Origin of the sequence: Gimesia benthica (assembly GCF_009720525.1) — a bacterium.
Taxonomy (GTDB): Bacteria; Planctomycetota; Planctomycetia; order Planctomycetales; family Planctomycetaceae; genus Gimesia; species Gimesia benthica.
Genome location: NZ_CP043930.1, coordinates 7,303,247 through 7,322,524 on the forward strand (window position 1 = coordinate 7,303,247; position 19,278 = coordinate 7,322,524).

General features: G+C 53.1%; 16 protein-coding genes. 7 read left to right on the plus strand and 9 right to left on the minus strand.

Annotated features, from left to right (window positions below; genetic code table 11):
- The first annotated feature begins 19 nt into the window (after positions 1-19).
- A complete protein-coding gene (locus tag F1728_RS28585) occupies positions 20-1,279 on the plus strand; it encodes a hypothetical protein (protein ID WP_155366854.1) in 1,260 nt (419 codons plus the stop codon).
- A 118-nt stretch (positions 1,280-1,397) separates the two neighbouring features.
- On the opposite strand, the gene F1728_RS28590 is transcribed toward F1728_RS28585, so the two are convergent.
- A complete protein-coding gene (locus F1728_RS28590; RefSeq protein WP_155366855.1) occupies positions 1,398-2,117 on the minus strand; it encodes a hypothetical protein in 720 nt (239 codons plus the stop codon).
- Positions 2,118-2,320: 203 nt separating this feature from the next.
- Here F1728_RS28590 and F1728_RS28595 point away from each other — a divergent pair, with 203 nt between their 5' ends.
- The gene (locus F1728_RS28595; RefSeq protein WP_194242574.1) at positions 2,321-3,253 is read left to right on the plus strand and encodes a hypothetical protein; all 933 of its coding nucleotides are present in this window, start codon (positions 2,321-2,323) and stop codon (positions 3,251-3,253) included.
- 54 nt (positions 3,254-3,307) lie between these two features.
- On the opposite strand, the gene F1728_RS28600 is transcribed toward F1728_RS28595, so the two are convergent.
- The 3 genes from F1728_RS28600 to F1728_RS28610 all read right to left on the minus strand — a co-directional run bounded on the left by F1728_RS28600 (position 3,308) and on the right by F1728_RS28610 (position 7,138).
- Positions 3,308-4,291, minus strand: coding sequence for an HAD family hydrolase (locus F1728_RS28600; RefSeq protein WP_155366856.1), 984 nt, complete (start codon positions 4,289-4,291; stop codon positions 3,308-3,310).
- Positions 4,292-4,392: 101 nt separating this feature from the next.
- Complete coding sequence (locus tag F1728_RS28605) at positions 4,393-6,051, minus strand: arylsulfatase (RefSeq protein WP_155366857.1); 1,659 nt, start codon at positions 6,049-6,051, stop codon at positions 4,393-4,395.
- Positions 6,052-6,673: 622 nt separating this feature from the next.
- On the minus strand, positions 6,674-7,138 hold the full coding sequence (locus tag F1728_RS28610; protein ID WP_155366858.1) for a hypothetical protein: 465 nt from the start codon (positions 7,136-7,138) through the stop codon (positions 6,674-6,676).
- Between the two features lie 643 nt (positions 7,139-7,781).
- On the opposite strand from F1728_RS28610, the gene F1728_RS28615 reads away from it, so the two are divergent.
- A complete protein-coding gene (locus F1728_RS28615) occupies positions 7,782-8,975 on the plus strand; it encodes a PP2C family protein-serine/threonine phosphatase (protein WP_155366859.1) in 1,194 nt (397 codons plus the stop codon).
- Positions 8,976-9,044: 69 nt separating this feature from the next.
- Complete coding sequence (locus tag F1728_RS28620; protein WP_155366860.1) at positions 9,045-9,971, plus strand: bestrophin family protein; 927 nt, start codon at positions 9,045-9,047, stop codon at positions 9,969-9,971.
- 74 nt (positions 9,972-10,045) lie between these two features.
- On the opposite strand, the gene F1728_RS28625 is transcribed toward F1728_RS28620, so the two are convergent.
- The 4 genes from F1728_RS28625 to F1728_RS28640 form a co-directional block, all read right to left on the minus strand.
- Positions 10,046-10,489: a DUF695 domain-containing protein gene (locus F1728_RS28625; protein ID WP_194242575.1), complete on the minus strand. Its 444-nt coding sequence runs from the start codon at positions 10,487-10,489 to the stop codon at positions 10,046-10,048.
- Positions 10,486-12,441, minus strand: coding sequence for a sodium/solute symporter (locus tag F1728_RS28630; RefSeq protein ID WP_155366862.1), 1,956 nt, complete (start codon positions 12,439-12,441; stop codon positions 10,486-10,488). Before F1728_RS28630 ends, F1728_RS28625 begins: the two co-directional genes overlap by 4 nt.
- Positions 12,441-12,743, minus strand: coding sequence for a DUF485 domain-containing protein (locus F1728_RS28635; protein ID WP_145041700.1), 303 nt, complete (start codon positions 12,741-12,743; stop codon positions 12,441-12,443). Before F1728_RS28635 ends, F1728_RS28630 begins: the two co-directional genes overlap by 1 nt.
- A gap of 197 nt (positions 12,744-12,940) precedes the next feature.
- Complete coding sequence (locus F1728_RS28640) at positions 12,941-13,339, minus strand: ComEA family DNA-binding protein (RefSeq protein ID WP_145441069.1); 399 nt, start codon at positions 13,337-13,339, stop codon at positions 12,941-12,943.
- Between the two features lie 283 nt (positions 13,340-13,622).
- Here F1728_RS28640 and F1728_RS28645 point away from each other — a divergent pair, with 283 nt between their 5' ends.
- Positions 13,623-14,588 carry an alpha/beta hydrolase gene (locus tag F1728_RS28645; protein ID WP_155366864.1) on the plus strand — a complete coding sequence of 322 codons (966 nt, stop codon included), beginning with the start codon at positions 13,623-13,625 and terminating at the stop codon, positions 14,586-14,588.
- A gap of 88 nt (positions 14,589-14,676) precedes the next feature.
- On the opposite strand, the gene F1728_RS28650 is transcribed toward F1728_RS28645, so the two are convergent.
- The gene (locus F1728_RS28650; protein WP_155366865.1) at positions 14,677-15,600 is read right to left on the minus strand and encodes a hypothetical protein; all 924 of its coding nucleotides are present in this window, start codon (positions 15,598-15,600) and stop codon (positions 14,677-14,679) included.
- 484 nt (positions 15,601-16,084) lie between these two features.
- Here F1728_RS28650 and F1728_RS28655 point away from each other — a divergent pair, with 484 nt between their 5' ends.
- Both F1728_RS28655 and glgX read left to right on the plus strand, forming a co-directional pair.
- Complete coding sequence (locus F1728_RS28655) at positions 16,085-16,654, plus strand: hypothetical protein (protein WP_155366866.1); 570 nt, start codon at positions 16,085-16,087, stop codon at positions 16,652-16,654.
- A 556-nt stretch (positions 16,655-17,210) separates the two neighbouring features.
- On the plus strand, positions 17,211-19,262 hold the full coding sequence (gene glgX / locus F1728_RS28660; RefSeq protein ID WP_228030391.1) for a glycogen debranching protein GlgX: 2,052 nt from the start codon (positions 17,211-17,213) through the stop codon (positions 19,260-19,262).
- Positions 19,263-19,278: the final 16 nt, after the last annotated feature.

Consider the following 19,278-nt stretch of genomic DNA (forward strand, 5'->3'; position numbering starts at 1 on the left):
TTCTCGAAAGGCGGATGTGATGTTGCGCTGGACTTTGCTGCTGATGTTCCTGGTTGGGACTTTGGGTCTGTGTTGTGGTGACAGAGCGATGGCGGCCGATGAGGCTGTGCTGCCTCAGATTCCTGCGATGAGCGCCGATGCGTTTTTTGCGCTGCCGGTGGAAGAGCAGCGGGCTGTGCTGACTGAGGCCCTGGAACAACGACTGCGGTTGTTTGAGAATATGGCTTATGAGACGCGCTGCCGTAAGTACTCCCTGCACGAGGACCTGGTTAGGTTTCCCTATGCAGGGGAAATTCCCGAGCCTGCGGACAGTCAAATGTTTCGTATGAAATATGATACACGTTGCCTAGGGAAATCGTACAGGCAGGAATTCCAACTAAGGCTGCTGGAATCACCGCAGCACGAGCATGGGGCAATGCATCAAGAGATGAGAACAGCTGATGCGAGTGAGGGGGAGTTCCTGTGTGCCCATGAGATGATCAATGAGGAAGGTCAGAGTTCCTCTGGTACCATTAGTCATCTCGAGGACTGGAATCACAAAGAGGGGCTACTCAACTTCTGGGGGAGCGGTACGGATGGAGGGCATGATCTCTATTTTATCCAGGAGACTGTCCACGCGCTGGCATTATTAGATACTGCAGATGATGGATCAGCGCGAGTTCCGTCCCTTAATTCAGGGATGATTGGTGAGCGGAGAACGATTTCGTTTTCGTACCCGTTCCAGTTTAAACGGATGAAGAAATATCCGGGGATTCTGACGGTGAATTTTGATCCTGAACGACAGTTTCTTCCGCTGGCCTATCGCCTGGAATGCTCTGAAGGGCAGGAGCAGGGACGAACGTTGCGCTGGTTTGAGGCCATGCGAGTTGAGCAGGCGGAACAGCAGCAGGCAATCTGGTTTCCACAGCGGTTTCATCTCCTCAAATGTAACGGCCTACCTACAGGTGCTGAGGGATCTTCTGTAGAAGAAGTGCTGGTCAAAGCGGTTTCATTCGGGACGGTGACAGACCAGGACCTGGCGTTCACCTTTCCTGCGGGTGTGGATGTGAGGAATTATACCAACGGCGTTCGTTTTATCGCTGACGGGAAGGGGGGCGTGCAGGGTGAGGTCGAGGGAATTCCCTACCTGAATGGATACTATCTGGGGAGCGTCTTTGGTCCCGGTATTCACAAATTTCTGTTTCCCTGTGTGGGGATCTCCACCTTTTTGTTGGGCTGGTACCTGGTTCGCCGCCAGGAACGGATTGAACGGAAGCAGTCTGTTTCAACTGGCGTCTAGGGTGTATTTCACAATTCGAACTGTCCCTGCCAAAGTCGTTTCAACCGAGGCTCACGCCCTGCCGTTCATTTCGGCATGGGAGTTCGATTGTCTCACTCTGCTTTGCTATGATTCTCCTTCAAACCGGCCTGAAGGCCAGAAATTCCCGCAGGGGGCGTTTGATGAGTGAGTGCATCATGGAAGCGAAGATGACCAGGAAGATGCCGCCGACAATGATCGACATCCAGGTGGGGCCGATGGTGTAGCCCAGCCAGTTTAGCAGCTTTTTCATACCACTGCGGCGTCCCGAGAATTCGCGACTCGGATCGGCTTCGGTGGAGAGGAAGATCATGAATCCGCCGATAGCCGCCGTGAGGACCAGGCCGAGCAGGGGACCCTGCATGACAGACCAGGCATCGGCTTCTTCTTCGCCGGCGGTGCCTCCCAGGTGATGACGGACCGCTTCAAAAATCTGTCTGTGTTCGCCTTCGTTGCCCTCGGTGATTTTCTGTTTTTTGCCGGCCTGATCGATGATGGTGAGCTGCTGCAGCCCTTCCGTGTAGGTGACACGGGACAGTTCTGCGCGCGGCAGGAAGGTTCCCTTGGATTCTGCAGCGATGATCGCGGTTGCCTCATCCGGTTGTGCGTTGATGCGTCCAACGAGTTCTTCGAGGACTTTCGGCTTTTTGATATCGAGCAGCCAGGCAATACCCGTGGGGTCGATCTGCATCACGTGTAGCAGGGTGCTGTCACCCGAACTGGTCGACCAGACCATGACCGTCGGGTCATGCTCAGACCCGGTGACATCGGTGGCAGATTCGGAGGGTACGAGTGCTTCAGGCGTGAGTTCATCATTCATGGGGAATCCAGCTCTACATTAAATTGACGTGCAGGAAAGACAGGAAAACGAACGTTGTTCATGACTCGACTCTTGTTCCGGTGTGTATTTCGCCATTGTTGATTGCAGCTTTCAGGGAGTCAAGAAAATTATCACTGGCTCATCTGAAAATCATAATCCGGTCTGCATTCGTATTTTGGGATGCGCTGCAGTAGACTGCGGGTATGTCTGAATCGCGTCAGAAAACTGAAGGGTGGGAGTGTTTAGAAGAGGAAGGTGCGGGGCCGTTTATTACGCGTCGTCTGTTTCGTCACGCCGACGGCACTTTGTGGGAGTGGCTGTCACGCAAGCATCGTAAGGCTCTGATAGCCCGTGAAATCGGTCTGGCGGAAGCTGTCGGTCAGCTCTTGATTCGCTGTCTATGGATGCCGGGCGAATTAAACTGGTGGATCGGAAGTCTGTTTGCATTCGGTTCATTGCTGTTTGCGGCGGCGAGTGTACTGTTACTTGCACCCGAGTTGGCGAACGCGCTGGCCCTGAGTTCAACTCAAGTCAATGCGATTTACTTTGCCGGTTCGCTTCCCTTTACGACTGCCGCCTATCTGCAACTCTACCAGGCAGCGAATGCCGGGCCACTGCCGGACGAGCCCGATCGTTCCGGCAAGCGGCACCGACTGTTGGGGTGGAAGCCGCGTAAGGCGGGCTGGTTGAGTTGTGCCTTGCAGTTTGTGGGGACAATCCTGTTTAACTTCAATACCTTCGATGCACTGTGGCCCGGGCTCTCGTGGTTCCAGACCGATCTTCTGGTGTGGGTTCCTAACTTTGCGGGCTCGGTGCTGTTTCTGGCCTCCGGTTACCTGGCGTATATTGAGATCTGCCATCATTACTGGGGCTGGCGGTCAGAGAATCTTTCGTGGTGGATTGTGGTGATTAACCTGCTGGGCTGTGTGGGTTTTATGGTCTCCGCCTGTTTTGCGATTTCGCTTCCCGGTCCTTCCGTCGAGTGGAGGGAGACTGTCGCGGTTGCCTTTACGCTGCAGGGGGCAATCTGTTTTTTTCTGGGGGCCGTGTTGATGCTGCCGGAAACGGTACGCGAGGAAACGCAGGCACAGCAACCAGCGGTCGAGAGTGCTGACTCGATTACGCTCATGCGATGAACCGAACGTCGGCCCATTGTGTATCAGCAGTATGGGCCGACGGTTGCACGGGGTTCATTTCTTGAGGGGTGGGTAGATGACTTTCCAGTCGTCCTTCATATTCACGACGGTCCAGCCTTTTTCGCTGGCGTCTTTCAGCGCCTGTACGGCACCGACGTTGTAGGCGTATTCGCGTTTGGCATCGGTGTGATGTACGAGCAGGGCGAAGCGGGCACCGGAAGCGCCGGTGGCCCATTCGAGCATCTGAATGTCACCGTCGGAGTTCCCGAAGGCAGCGATGGGACGCTGACCGATGTGCGAATTAATGCCGACCGGTTTGCCGGCTTTGTCGTCGATGAAGTTGATTTCCGGCAGACGAATCAGCACGGGACCATCTTCACGCATTTCAAATTTCGTTTTGACACTGCTGCCGACCACCTGCTGGGGAGGGATGCCGTAAACACGTTCGGTCCAGGGACGCATGAATTCGATTCCGCCTCCCGAGACGATGAAGGTTTTAAAGCCTTTAGAACGCATGTAGGCCAGCAGTTCGAGCATGGGCTGATAAACCATCTGGGTGAAGAGGCGTCCGGTTTTCGGATGCCGGGCGGTTTTGCTCCACTCGTTGACGATCTTTTCAAATTCGGTGGTGGTCATGCCTGTGTGCGTGGCGACAACCAGTTTCAGGACGGCTGCTTCTCCCCCGGCGAAGGCGGTTTTGTAATCACCTTTGAGGATCGAAGCGAAGGGTTCCTCCGTTTTCCATTCCGGATGCTGGGGGGCGAGGGCTTTGACCCGATCGATGGCAAAGAAAACCTGGAAGTACTGCGGTTTTTCCGTCCAGAGGGTGCCGTCGTTGTCGAAGGTGGCAATGCGGTGTTCCGGAGGGACGTAATCGGGTGAATCTTTGGACGTCACCTTTTCGACGAACTGAATGATGTTCTGTTTGGCGGCAGATTCATTCCAGGAGGGAAGCGGGTCAGCGGCGTTTAGCTGAAACGCGCAGCAGGTCAGAACAAGGACCAGGGTCAGTAAGCGAAGACGTGGCCGAATTCTCATTTGTTTCATCTCTCTGGCGGATAAGGGAAACGGGATTGTTTGAAAGTAACGGGCTTTCTGAAGCAAAGGTGGTCCGCGTGGATATCGGTCAGCACAGGTCATCAGTTACCGAAAGGTATCGAAAATTTCATGCCTTCCTCTTTGAGGGCATCCCTGATGAATTTAAATTTGTGGAAATCCGTCAGGGTAATTGGTCCGTGATAGATTTTACTCTGCATTTTGCGTGGCGGATAATCGACATAACTTTGCAGCAGCTTCCGGATGGCGGCATTGAAGGTCACCAGGGTCCAGGTGCGTTCCGTGAAGTTGTTCATGAAGACGTCATAGCGTTCCTGCGGGTCCTGCAGCAGATCAAAGACCTGCGGTACGGTGGCGACATACTTTTCCGGTCCTTTCCAGCCGAGGTTGGTATCGACGGCCTGGCCGCCGGTCGCCTGTCCGCCATCCCCCCGGAGATTGAAGACGGCTTTATAATTGCCGACACGAGCGGCACCGGGGGCGAGTTCATTCTCCGTGAAGTAAAACCAGGAATTCCGTTTGGACTTGCCTGTGCCGAACAGGGCGGGTGACATATCGTAACTGTCGAAGCAAATCGGTTCACCGGCACGATCCTTTTCCGGAAGTTCCAGACCGGCGAGCGAAGCGAAAGTGGCCATCAGATCCAGGCCGCCGAGGATGTCGTGATTGCGGACACCGCCCTTGATCTTACCCGGCCAGACGGCGATGGCGGGGACCCGACTGCCCCCTTCGCGGACGGTGCCTTTGGTACCGCGAAACGGTGTGTAGCCGGCGTCAGGATAGACGTCCTGCCAGGCGCCGTTGTCGGTGGTGAAGAAGACCAGCGTGTCCTGCTCCAGTCCGAGTTCTTTGAGTTTGTGCATGAGGCTGCCGATGCGTGTATCGAGTTCGACGATGGAATCGGCGTATTTGGTTTTGGAGATCGATTTATGTTTGAATTCGGGAGCCGGCAGATTGGGCTGGTGGTTTTTCATGAAGTTGACGTTGATGAAGAAGGGCTGCTCGGGATGTTGCGCGGCATCCTCCAGAAACTTCAGGCCCGATTGTTCGACGTATTGATCGAGATAAGGGACGCCGACGAATCCCTTTTCCGGCGTGTCGATGTAGTCGCCGACGACTTTCCAGTCCTGTCTGGGAGCCTCTCCCGCTTTGCCTGAGAGGGAACCTTTCGTGACGAGATTGAACATCACCCGCAGTTTGAAATCCATGTCGGGAAACCGCTCTGGATCTCCGTATGTGTAAGCATTGAGGTGGTAGAGGAAGCAGTGCTCCATCACGTCATAGCCGTGGGCATTGGGCAGGGCGTGGTCGGCTTCTCCCAGGTGCCATTTTCCGGTGAAGTACGTGCGGTAATCGGCCTGTTTAAGAATAGAGGCGAGCGTCCATTCCTCTTTGGGAAGTCCGCCCCCCTGTCCCGGGAAGGAGACGGTCGTCATCCCGCTGCGATTGGGGATACGTCCGGTCTGCATGGCGGCGCGACCGGGGGTACAACTGGGCTGTGCGTAGAAGGAGAAGAAGGTCATGCCTGCGCGGGCCATTTTGTCGATGTTGGGTGTGGGCATGCCGCGGCCGACACCACCGCCATAGGGACCCAGGTCACCGTAGCCGGTGTCGTCGGAGACGATGAGCAGGATGTTCGGTTTTTTCTGCTCTGCGTGTATCGGGGAGGCGATTACCAGACATATGGTGACTGCCAGCGCCGATAGAATCAGGGAGCGTAACTGGCACTTTTGAAATCTCATTGCAGTATCCTTGGTTGCTGAGAATAAGGACAGCTGGTAGCTGTCATGTAGATCGGGGAGAAAAAGGGAGCGGTGGTGGTCTGATGGAGCCACTTGTCAGTTGTGAAAGCAGACAAGCGCTGGACCAGCGTGGAATTGAGATCGAAGTTGCACATTGAGGTACTCTCGCTGCGTGTCGAAATGATGTGCCGTTTCACGGACAGTATTCTTAAACAGAAAGATGGAAGATCTCAGTGCCTGACCGCTGCTATTTCCATTATAGAGCAGCGAGGTGAATGTAAAGTAAAAACTCCGTAAAGATACGGGTTTCATTGGGTTACTACTGCGTAGTAACGGCGTTGATCTACTCCGCCTGTGGGTCAGGGGAGGCAGGCTGGTCAGGACTTGTTTCATAATTCGCACGGTCCATACTTATGTCGTTTCAACCGGGGCAAACGCCCTGCGGCTAATTGGTCGGTTCTGCGGTCCCTGGTCCATAAATGAGGAAAGGGGCACCGTATCGGCGTGTATTGATGCTTGCCGGGTGAATGTTCTGGGAATCACAGGACAAATCGATTCTGTTTGAGCACCGGTGCGGAAGGTGCAGCTCGCCTGAGTGGTGCCTTTGAGTAGGATACGCGGTTCAACTGTATTTTTTCTTGAGCTTGTTGTAGTAGGTATCGAGTTCTTCATCCGACATGTTTTCGATCTCCTGGATGGATTTATTGAAGTCCTGGTTCAATTGATATTTGCTGGGTATTTCGAGGCCCATGATTTTATCGATCCGTTCGCGGGCGCGGATGCGTTCGTGGTTGGAGGCGTCGGGATGTTCGATGATGGAGCGGTAAAAGAAATAGGAGTCGGCGCGGTGCTGGTCCAGATCCTGTTCGAGGAAATCCCGCATTTCGCGGCGGGCGCGATTCACATAGCGCGTGACGGAGTGGCGGCTGAGACCGTATTCGGCGGAGATGGCGGTTTTGATTTCGGAGGTGAAGCGGCCCAGGCCGATCATTTTCTTGATGAGCCGGACGATGACGGTCTGTTCGTCCTGCGTGAGGTATCTGCGGGGGGAGGGTGTGGTGGTGGATTGTGGGGATTCCTGATGCATGATTGTGTTCCTTTTTTGTCGAGCCGATATGGGATTGATTCTGTTCTGGTTCTCCCTGCGCTCGGTCCGAATGTTATTGGGGCCGCCCCTACTTTGACTGAAACGGGAGTTCGTTGTTCTGTCTGTCAGTGATGCTCATCTTGTGGAAGGGCGCGCGGGGGTCAAGGGGGATTGTGCTCTGATTTCAGGGGAGGGGATGATGAGGTGTGGACGAGATCGTTTTCAATTGCTTTGAAAGAGCTGCGAGATGATTTGAAATTGCGGGGCATAGATCGCACCGGTTCATTTTGTTCTGGTGAAGATCGGGAAAAATCGACGACGATTCAGGTGAATGTGAGTGACTTGTGCGCTGTGTTCCGGTGCACGCATCATCCGCCTCGCGCGCGAAGCACAATTGCACAAGAATATGGTTCGGGAAGTGCGGATCAAGGTCAGTCTGAGCAGTGAATTCAGGTGTGCAAACCGGGAAGTTCAAACCTGTTCATACTGTGGTTCTGTCAGCTGGTAGGAGTTGAAGGATGTATTTTCAGGGGAAGAGTTTATGGAAATTTTATTCGCGAAAAATGTGTGAAGCAGTTATGATGGCCGTGTTAATAAATTATGAATCAGAATACGAATTCGAAATAATGAAGGCGGGCCAGTCATGCGAATTCTTGTCGGGTGGGATAATCCCCAGGAATGTGAGCTGATCTCCATGTATCTGGGGGTGAGTGATAACGAAGTCAGGATCTGTGCGACGCCGGAGGAGTTTCTCCAGCAGGCAGCGACACAGGATGAATGGGACATCATTCTGATGTCGATTACGAGTCCTGATCCTCAGACGGCTTATGATAACTTTGAGCAGGTGCGGCAACAGCACCTGGATACGCCGATCGTGGGGGCGTGTCCAGGTCAGGATACGTTTCACCTTGCCCGTTTTCTGACGGCGGGGATGCGGGCTTATATCATCCGCGATGACGGCGGTGATTTCATGTTCCTGATGGAAGTGACGCTGGAAAGCGTGGTGAATTCGGTCAAAGCGGAACGCGAGCGGTTTGTGGCGGAGCGACTGCGCGAAGAGGTGGAGTCGGTGCGGAAGCTGCAGGAATCGATCATACCGACGAACATTCTATCCCCGGATCGATTTGATGTGACTGCGCGGTATGAATCTTCACAGATCCGCGTGTTTGGCGGACAGCCTGTGACGCTGGCCGGTGGCGACTATTACGATGTATTCATGCTGGACGATGAGAATCTGGTGCTGCTGGTGGGGGACGCCTCGGGGCATGGGATGAAAGCCTGCATGTCGATCATGACGATGCATACGCTGGTGGGAATGATCCGTTCGAACCGTTACCTGGATACCGCGGCGTTCGTGAAGGACGTGAATAATCGTTTGTGCGAACAGGCGATTGTGAATGATGATGGCGGCTTCATTACGCTGCTGTACGGGATTCTGAATTCCCGGACGAATGAATTTCAATGGACGTCTGCAGGGGCGCCGATTCCGATTGTGCACGAGCTGGAAACGAACCAGATTTATGAGCTCGGCACACTGGATGATGGCGGGTTGCCTCTGGGGATCGTTCCGGATGTGGATTACGACGTGCATACGTCAAAAATTCCGCCCGACAGTCGGCTGCTGATTTTTACCGACGGTCTGGCGGAAGCGTTTCCCGGCGAGAAGGAGCAGTTCGGCGAATTCGGCATTCCGGGAATCATGCAGTCACTGCAGGAATCGCGTTCAACCTGCCTGGAGTCGGCGCTGGAGAATCTGTTTCGGGATTCGAATGCATTTACGGATGGTTCAGGAAGACATGACGACACATCTGTTGTGTTATTGGGACGAAAAAACTAGAGTTCTGATATTCGTCTCGCGCAACTGAATCGATCACCGTAAATTGACAGGTACAGGGAACGTATATCAATGGCAGCTGATGCAGAGCTGAATCTTTCATTTATCGAGAAAAAACTGGGGACCGTCGGGCGTATTGCCTACTATGCAGGACTCGTCGGGTTGTATAGCCTGATTCCGTTGATCAAGAATGATTTAGGCGCAATTGCCGGGGGCTTTTTAGAAGGTATTGGCGTACATCCTGAGCGAATTGTTGAGATTGAAGAGTTTGGTGACTTCTCTTCCAGCCTGCACGGGATCATCGGCCTGGTACTGGGTTTGCTGCTGGTCTTTCGGACGAACAGCTCCTATGCCCGCTGGTGGGAGGCCCGTAAGCTGTGGGGCAAGCTGGTTAACATCAGCCGCAATATGGCGATCAAATTTCGCGAGCTGACGAACTTCACCAAGCAGGAACTAAGAGAACTAGCAGATCTGCTTGTCGCGTTTCCGGAAGCGTTACGAGATCACCTGCGTGAGGATGACGACTTCTCGATGTTTCCGGAACTGGAACAGATCGATCCGCCTCCGCGTCACATCCCGGCGTACATTGCGGATCTGATTTACCGCAGAGTGATTGGCTGGAAGCGTTCGGGGATAATTGATGGCGACGAGCTGCGAATCATCGATTCCGAGACTCGGGAACTGATGGAGATCTGTGGGGCGTGTGAGCGGATTCGTCGTACGCGTTTGTCTCCCTCGTACCGGACATTCGTCAGACACTGTATTACGCTTTACCTGTTAACGCTGCCCTGGGGACTGGTAGCAGACTTCAGGTTGTGGACCGTGCCGATGACAGTGATCATGGCTTACTTCATGATCGGGATCGAGGTGATCGCGCATTCGGTTGAAGAACCGTTCGGTCTGGATGAAGACGACCTGGATCTGGATGGTCTGTGTATTACGATCCGTTCGACGGTGAATGAAATTCTGGACCGGTTCGGTAAGCAGGAACAGGCATAGTTCAGGACTACGGATTGTTCACAAATGAACCTGGAAGAATACAGGCTGGTGCGGTTTGACCGTGTCAGCCTGTTTTAGTTGCTTTTCCTGACTTGCTGCATGAAATCAGAATAAGCGTGCCAGTCGGGGTCGTGCTGGGAGTGAATCTGGATCGGCAGCGTGGGGAGTTCTTCCACCGCTTTGTTGAAGACGGCGAGAGCCTCTTCCTCGTTCCGAACGTACCACTGCCAGTGACAGACCTGGTTCCCCGTGATGAGCATCGTGAGGTGACCCAGGCCGTTTTCCCCCCAGAGGTTGACGAGCAGTTCTTCGAAGTGGCTCATCTGTTCCCGATCGAGGGGACCGGGGAGCTTACTTTCGTTGGCTGACTGGTAAGGCCAGACAATCTCCACACGGTCCGGATATTCGCTGGTCTTGATGCCCAGCGGGACGTGGGGGAGCAGACGAAACAGTACGGTCACGCCTTCTTCGACTGCGGTTGCAGTGAGCCATTCCTGTTCGGGTGGCTGCTCGTTCAACTGGCTGCCTCCTCTGATTTAGGCTGTGTCAGCAGGGAGACGATGATCAGTGTCAGGAAGCCGAGCGGAATCGTCACCAGGCCAGGCTGGCTGAAGGGGACGATAGCGTCTTCGGGTTTGAGTCCATAGATGCCTTTATAGGAATCGGCACTGAGAAGAATCCAGGCGAGCGAAGAAATCATGCCGACAAAGATCGCGACGGTGATACCCTGCTTGGTGGTTTTGGGCCAGAAGAGCAGCATCACCAGGGCGGGCAGGTTCGCGGACGCAGCCACGCTGAAGGCCCAGCCGACAAGGTAATTCACGTTGAATTCCTTGAAGAGAATCCCGAGGACGATCGCGATCAGACCGACGACGACCGACGCGATTTTAGCGATCCGCACTTTGGCGAAGTCGTTCATTTCAATTTTCATGAAACTCGACATCAGGTCGTGCACGACCGCACCACTGGAAGCGATGATCAGTCCGCTGACGGTTCCCAGCACGGTGGTAAAAGCGATTGCAGAGATGATCGCGAAGAGCCAGTCGCTGATGCTCTTGGCGAGCAGAGGAGCGGCCATATTGGAGTTGGTGACATCCATGGCACCGCTGGTCATGGCTCCGAGACCCATGAAGAGCGTGAGAATATAGAAATAGCCGATGCTCCCGATACCGACGATGGTACTCTTACGGGCGCTGGCCTGGTCTTTCACGGTGTAGTAACGAATGAGAATGTGCGGCAGCGAGGCGGTTCCGCAGAACAGGGCCAGCATCAGCGAGAGGAAGTTGAGCTTACCTTTCAGATCGGAACCCCGGATCCCGGCGAACTTGGGATGGTTGCCCGGACTGAGAACTTTCTCGCCTGAGGTTGGCTTGGGGAAGTAGATCGTCAGGTCTGCGCCGTCTTTCAGTTTGATGGTATCGGAGCCCCAGAGGATCACTTCACTTTTGCTGAGCGTGCTGAAGAACTCGGTGAGCCCCAGTGGACCGGTTTCCTTTTTGTCATCCGGCAGCTTGCTGATGCGGCCGACCGGGTAGAAGTCGGTTTCCCCTTCGCCGGTTCCCTGCGGGAGGCCGTTGATGATGATCTTGCCGTCCGCTGTTTTTTCCTTGTATTGTGTTTCCGAGAGGAAGTACTGCTGCTCCGCGTTTTGAGTCAGTTTCCAGAAGGATATTTTATCGGCGCGGGTCAGCTGCAGGTAGCCTTTGTCTTTCCAGGGGCCTTCGTTGAGCGGGGTCAGGGAGTCCTGTTCGGTCAGGCCGAGTTCATTGTTCCAGAGTTCAATGTCATCGCTGGCCGCGGGGCCGAGGATTTCGAACTGGTGCGTCGATTTCCCGTTATTCACCGGATCGGTAGAGAAACCGCGCTGCAGAATCAGGACGGTGAGCAGGGTACTGAAGACAACGAGCAGCGAGCCTTTCAGGAACTGGACGTAGGTGGTGCTGACCATGCCGGCGGTCACGACGATGATGATCACGATCGTTCCGACCAGCAGCACGCCGACGTAGTGCGGAAAGCCGAGCAGGGGAGTGATCAGTGCACCGGCGCCGACCATCTGAGGAATCAGATAGAAGATACTGACGGCCAGGGTACTGATAGCGGCAGCCAGTTTAATCCCCCGCGACTGGAAGCGGCTGTCGAGGGCATCGGCAAAGGTGAAACGTCCCATGCGTTTTAGTGGTTCCGCGATCACGAACAAGGCGACGATCCAGCCAGCCAGGTAACCGATGGAATACAGGAAGCCATCGTAACCGTAGAAGGCGATCATCCCGCAGATTCCCAGAAAGGAAGCGGCGGAGAGGTAGTCACCAGCGAAGGCGACGCCGTTAATGAACCAGTGAATGCCACCCGAGGCAGCGAAGTATCCCTTGGCCGATTTCGCTTTCGCACCGAGCCAGAAACTGAGTCCGAGAGTAATGGCGACGATCACACCAAAGACGAGGACCGCCATCAGAGAGGGTTCGTAAAGCATTATGCGTCCTCCTGATTGCTGGAACCAGAGGAGGCAACATCATTGCGGCACATCCAGCCATAGATGATGGCGAGCACAAAGGCGGCGATGATCAGCGTGAAGCCGTAGACGATGGCCAGGTTGAGTCCGGCGAAGACCACAACTTCCATTTTGGCTGGTGAGAACGTATTCAGAAATACGAAACCGCCATACAGCAACAGATAAACGGTGAACAGGATTAAGCCCAGTCGCGTATTACGAGAGATCGTCTCGTGGTTTTCCTGTTCTCCCGGCTCATTCGGGCCGTGATCAAAACCTGCCATAAGAAGTAAACCCTTTGAGTTGAACGCTATAATCGGGGTTGATCAGTCAGAAGTGTCAGATCAGATATTAAAATAAGGAAAGCCTATTCAACCCGGAATCGGGCGTGGAATCAACTGTCATCGGAGACGAGGGACAAAGAAATGAGAATCTACTGTTAATTTTCGGGGGGATTCGCGACGACGTCTGTCCGTCTGTTTCAGGGATTGACGCCTGGGGGAAGGGGCAGAAAATGTTTTCGATTCGCTGCCAGTTTTTTGGGGCCAATACCTTTGACCTGCAGCAGATCATCAATTGAGCGAAAAGGGCCGTGTACCTCGCGATAGTCAACAATGCGCCTGGCTAAAACGGGTCCGATCTGCTTGAGCTGGGCAAATTCCACCCAGGTTGCCTGATTGATATCGAGCTGATAATCGTAAGGCAGCGGTGTCTGTTTCTCAATTTCGAGTGGCTCAGTTCCCCAGCGGGACAGTCGCGCCAGATGCAGGAGTGACAGGCAGAGAATCACAATCAGCAGTACACCTAAAAAGTACTGATCGCTCCGGTGCAGACCCAGAAAGGTCTGCGGAGTTGATTCATCCGGTGTCTGGTTTTCCATCCGCAGGTTGCCTGAATCTAGGATGCTGTTGGGACTGGTAGTTAGTTCATGGGGAATCAACGGGAAAAAAGTCGGTACACACATCCGTTGTAAGTCTTTGTGGGCGAATATTATGTGTCAGTGCAATCTCTGCACAGAACTGCCGACTTCTATTTGACCTGATCTCCCGTTATCCATAGAATGCATTGAATAAGAACCTGTCTTTTGAATCGCGAGAACAACTGTTTACGTTCAGTTTACAGTTACAACAAGATAATTCCAACGCCGAGGGGGTCCTGTGAGAATGTCATTCGTCAGCATGCAACATGGTCAATGGAAGCGTTCGCTCTTTACGTTTCTCTCAATGGTACTCCTGACTTCCAGTGCAGTGTTCGCGCAGAGTAAGGATGTTAAAGGCCCCCCGAAGCCGCAGGAGTTAACCCTGTCTTCGCAGGGAGGCTGGCCGATTGCGATTACTTATTATGAATCGAGTAACGCAGCGGATTCACCGGTCGTCGTTCTGTTGCACGGTAAGGGGGGCAGCAAGCGGGCCTGGGACAACGGGTTTGCTCCGGTCCTGCAGAAGAATGGCTACGCGGTTGTATCTGTCGACCTGCGTAAGCATGGAAAGAGCCAGCCGAATGCTCCCGGTGGAGGTAACCAGAATCAGAAGGGGGGCAGAGGAGATAATCTTTCTGCACTGGATTACAAAGCGATGGTCGTGTTCGACATGGAAACCATCTGGAAATTTCTGTTCGACGAACACCAGAAAAAGCACCTCAATATGCAGAAGACAGCCATCATTGCTTCTGATATGAGTGTACCGATTGCTTTGAACTACGCGTTACTGGACTGGGGCAAAGTACCCTATGATGACGCCCCCGTGCTGGCAGCTAAGACTCCCAAAGGTCAGACCGTACGGGCGCTGGTACTGATTTCACCTGAATCCCGCGTCAAAGGGCTGACTTCTTCACAACCTTCCGTGAGTTTGAAAGAACCTCTTTTCGGTATCAGTTTCTTTGTCTGCAGCAGTTCAGGTGATTCCTACGATCGCAATTATACAGAGAAGCTCTTTTCGCAACTGACCTCGGCTGCGAATTCCAAGGGGAGAATGTACAAGGAATCTTACCCTGGAAAGCTGAGAGGTACCGACATGCTGGGGAAACGGCTGGGTCTGGAAGTCGATATTCTCAAGTTCCTGGATGCCCACCTGAAAAAGCTTCCCGGTGACTGGTCTGATCGTCGTCCCCGGTATGATCGAGATGAGTAGAGTTTGAGCAGTAATGCAGGTCGTGGGAGAAATCTCCGACCACAATTTAATGTTCAACCAGATAGAGATGTTCCCAGGCTGCCTGTTTTCAGGCAGCCTTTTTTTGTGGGAGCGAAAGGACGTCTGATTCCTCGATTTCCGAATCTTCGTCCAGTGAGTTGACCGCGATTCGCTCTGAGAGCAGAGTCATTTCGGCTCGAATTGCTTCCACTTCATGCTCTTTTTCGATGAGCAGTTCTTCCAGACGGGCGATCCGTTTTTCCGGGTTGCGATGCAGGAACCGGTTCACGATTTCCAGTATCAGCAGGGCCCGGTAGAGTTTTATCACCAGGCTTTTCAGGCGGAAGATCCGTGCAGAGCGTGCGAGTTGCTGAAGTCGCAGCAGTTTACTGGTGGTCGTGAAAAATCGCAGAAACGCGACCATGGGCAGGCAGATGACTGCCAGATCGATCCAGTGTTTACGGCAATAATCCAGTCTTTTCTGCTCGATGGAAATCATGATAATGAATTCGAGTGTGAAGGCGAACCAGATGAATCCGGTTGCGATCGCGGTCAGGTCGGCCAGCATGGGGCTGGCCTGAATCTGTTCCGACCAGTAGTGTTCGGCGGCAAACAGAGGTAAGACGAGCAGCGCGATCAACAGCATGGGGGCGGAAAAAGTTTTGCGAACTCGTTTACAGAACTGTTTATCAACTTCTCTCCAGGCGAGTAGCGGAAACCAGATCGCACGACCGCTCATCTGGTCGCGGGCTGTAATGCGGAGAGGAGGAACCAGGCAGTAGAGCAGATTCAGTTTCCAGCGGGGACTTCCCAGTGCGAGGTGCACCATGGCTTCAATTACGAAGCAGGGATAGAGCAGGAACAGACTCCACTCGCAGATTAAGAGTGGGATTCCCTCTGACTCCAGATTCTTCAGGTGCAGAAAGCCGGCGAAAAAGGCCAGGAACAGAATTGAAACCGTAAACATGGGGGCGGTTGCAAACTGATCGACTTTTTTGGTGTACCGGTTCATCGTTTAAATCGCTCTGACAGATAGAACAATGGCTGGTGAATTTCGTGAGGGGAAGCGGCTTTATATTGGATATCGGCAGAAGCGCCTATTCAGAATAATCCGAACAGGCCTCATCCTGATTTGAAGTGCAAAATCAAAATGATAACATTCGATTCAAGTTTCGGTTCGAATATATACTGGTCAGGTAGATTAGATTGCATCTGATGCCGTTAAAGTTTGCGCAGTTGAAGAATGGATCTGGTGTGTCAGTCTGATTTGTAGTTATTGTATCGTAATTGTTACATTTCAGGACGGCTCTGTGATGCGTAAATGATACTTCCCTTTTGTGGGTAAATGTTGTAAGTGTCTGTTATTATTGTTGATATATGTTGTTGTGTCTGTTGGTGTAGGGGGAATGGCACGGCGAATGCATTAGTGGAAAGTTACCACGAGGTGGTTTAAATGACATCAGTTTAATGACTTTCACGAATGTGGAGAAATCGCAATGAAACGTTTATTTCCAACGCTTGCAGTTTGCCTGGCAGCCATGGTTATGGTCTCTGAAAAATCTGAAGCAGCCGAGTTCAGCAACACCAGTCTGATTCAGCCGGTACAGACCGCTTACAATCCTTCTCAGCCAGGCAGTGGTGTGGTCGATGTTCTGACTTTTCCGTTCCGAGCTCTGTCAGCACCATTTCAGTCACAGCCACGCCGGGTAGCTTACCAGCCTTACTACGGTTCGGCTAACTACGGTAGCACCAACTGCGCCAACGGCCGATGCTACACAGGCTCAGGTTACAGCAGCTCTTGTACGACCGGTAACTGTCCGACCGGAAGTTGTGCGACCGGGAATTGTGGAACTGGTTTTAACAACTGCCCTGGTGGTAACTGTGGGATTTCACAGTATCGTTACCCTGTGCAGAGTTACCCCAGCTATAACGCTCCCAGCTATAACACTCCCAACTGGAATAGCCGTCCCCAGTACCAGACCTACCGTCCGGTAGCTCAGCCCGTCTATCGTAGTGCGGTACCTGTGTCGACCAATTCAATCCGAAATGATCCGTTTTTCCCTTAAGCGGCTGGCGTGATTGATACAAACCAGGTTCCTAACTACAGGATAGACAATGTGGTTAAGTAAAAACTGAGCTGCGGGGTACTCCCGCAGCTCAGTTCTCTTTTGTGAAACAGGTTCCACTGAAAATATTCTGGGGAAACCTGTTTTGACTGTTAAAATGACTGCAACTGACAAACAATTTATATGTAAACTGAGTATTAATGGAACAGGAGATAAAACTTCTGTTATTTCGAAGTTAATCTGAAGATGTGATGGATTCCCCGGTTCACAGCAGGAATTGCAAAAAGGGATGATCATTCTCCTGGATGACGTCGAAAGTATATTAAGTGAAGATATTCTGGTTAGGTATTTCAGCAGGGACTCGTATTCACAATCTGGTTTCTGCTGTTAAGATAGAGACAAATAACTGTGTTGGACTGAGAGCAATGATTGCTGTTCTGGCACTCGGGAGAGCAATTCAAAGCTTTCAGACATCGGAATCAACACAGTGCAAGTGAGGATCAGATAATAAATGGGTCGCGAATTGGTACACTCACTCAGTTCCCCGATACATTCGATGCATACGTTTTCCTACGGAGCGATTCCGCAGGATAATGGGGTTCTGTTTTCTGTCTATAGCCGTTCAGCCACTGCCATGTGGCTGCTGTTGTACAACCATGTCGATGACACGGAGCCCTCCGAAGTCATCCGCTTCAATCAGGAATATGGGCGACTGGGAGATATCTGGACTGCGTTCATTTCCGGAATCGGTCCGGGTCAGCTGTATCACTTCCAGGCCGACGGTCCCTATCAGCCGGAAATCGGACAGCGCTTTGATAAGCGGGCTCGTCTGATTGATCCTTATGCCAAGGCGCTGGCCGGTAATTTCCAGCCTTCACCCGATGGCATTGTGCGGCCTCCGAAATGTGTGGTCGTCGATGATCAGTTCGACTGGCAGGGAGACCGTCATGTACGGCACCATCTGGCGGACACGGTCGTATATGAAATGCACGTCCGCGGCTTCACTAATTCCGAGACCAGTGAAGTGGATCATCCTGGTTCTTACCTGGGTGTGATTGAGAAAATTCCTTATCTGATTGATCTTGGTGTGACGGCCGTCGAACTGATGCCGATCCACGAATTCCCGATGAATGAAGCCGACGGCACTTTCACCGATCATCAGAACTACTGGGGCTACGAGACGCTGGCCTTCTTTGCACCGCATCGCGGGTACGCCACCAGTCGAGAACCGGGCGCGCAGGTCCGTGAGTTCAAGGAGATGGTACGGGCACTGCATGAGGCGGGGATCGAGGTTATTCTGGACGTGGTATTCAACCATACTGCGGAAGGAAATGAGAACGGCCCGACTCTGTCTTTCCGCGGACTGGAAAACCAGGTGTATTACCATCTGGAGCAGGGCGGGAAGTACTACTCTAACTACTCTGGTTGTGGAAACGCGATCAACGGGAATCATCCCGTGGTCCGCGAGATGATCTTCCACTGCCTGCGTTACTGGACCTGTAATTATCACATCGATGGATTCCGGTTCGACCTCGCTTCCATTCTAAGCCGGGACCGCAGCGGTCATCTGGTTCCGAATCCCCCGTTGGTTGAGGCGATCGCCGAAGATCCATTGCTGGCAGATACCAAGCTGATCGCGGAAGCCTGGGACGCCGCTGGCGCTTACCAAGTCGGTTCATTCTCGCATATCCGCTGGGCGGAGTGGAATGGCCGTTATCGTGATGACATCCGACGCTTCTGGCGGGGCGATGTGCCTTCACTGGGCGACTATGCAACCCGTATTTCCGGATCGAGCGATCTGTATCAGAAAACAGGACGCGAGCCGTTTCATGGCGTGAATTTCATCACAGCGCACGACGGTTTCACGCTGAATGATTTGGTGAGCTACGAGCATAAGCACAACTATGCGAACCGCGAAGATAATCGTGATGGTGAAAACAACAACATCAGCATGAACTTCGGCGTGGAAGGTCCGACGGATGATCCTGCGATCAACGCGATGCGGGAACGCCAGATCAAGAACTTCCTCGCGACTCTCTTTCTGAGTCAGGGCGTGCCCATGCTGCTTTCCGGCGATGAATGTCGTCGAACACAGCGGGGGAATAACAACACTTACTGTCAGGATAACGAAATTTCCTGGTTCGACTGGACACTGGTCGATAAGCATAGTGGCCTGTATCGTTTCTGTAAGGAGTTGATCCACTTCCGCCTGAATGAGCCTACGCTCCGCCAGCGGAACTTCCTGACCGGTCAATCCGATGGTGTCGAGAAGTTGCCGGATGTCAGCTGGTACAACGTAATGGGAGAGCCAGTCAAATGGGAGCACGACAAGAATTGCCTGATGTGTATTCTGGGGGCGAAGCACTCCTCACGGCGTATCAAGGATGGCTCGGATCTGATGATCATGGTCAATACATCGCCCGATCCTCAGGCCTTTGAGCTTCCGGATGGCATCAAGCCGAAGGCCTGGAGCCTGGTCATCGACACTTCGGCCCGGTCTCCACTGGATATCTTCCCGAAGCGGGATGGAACGACGCTCTTCCCGCGCGTGGCCGTACTGCCGCCTCGCTCGCTGAAGTGCTATACGCGTAAAGTGGGACGCAGGTAAGATTCTCGTACTTCTC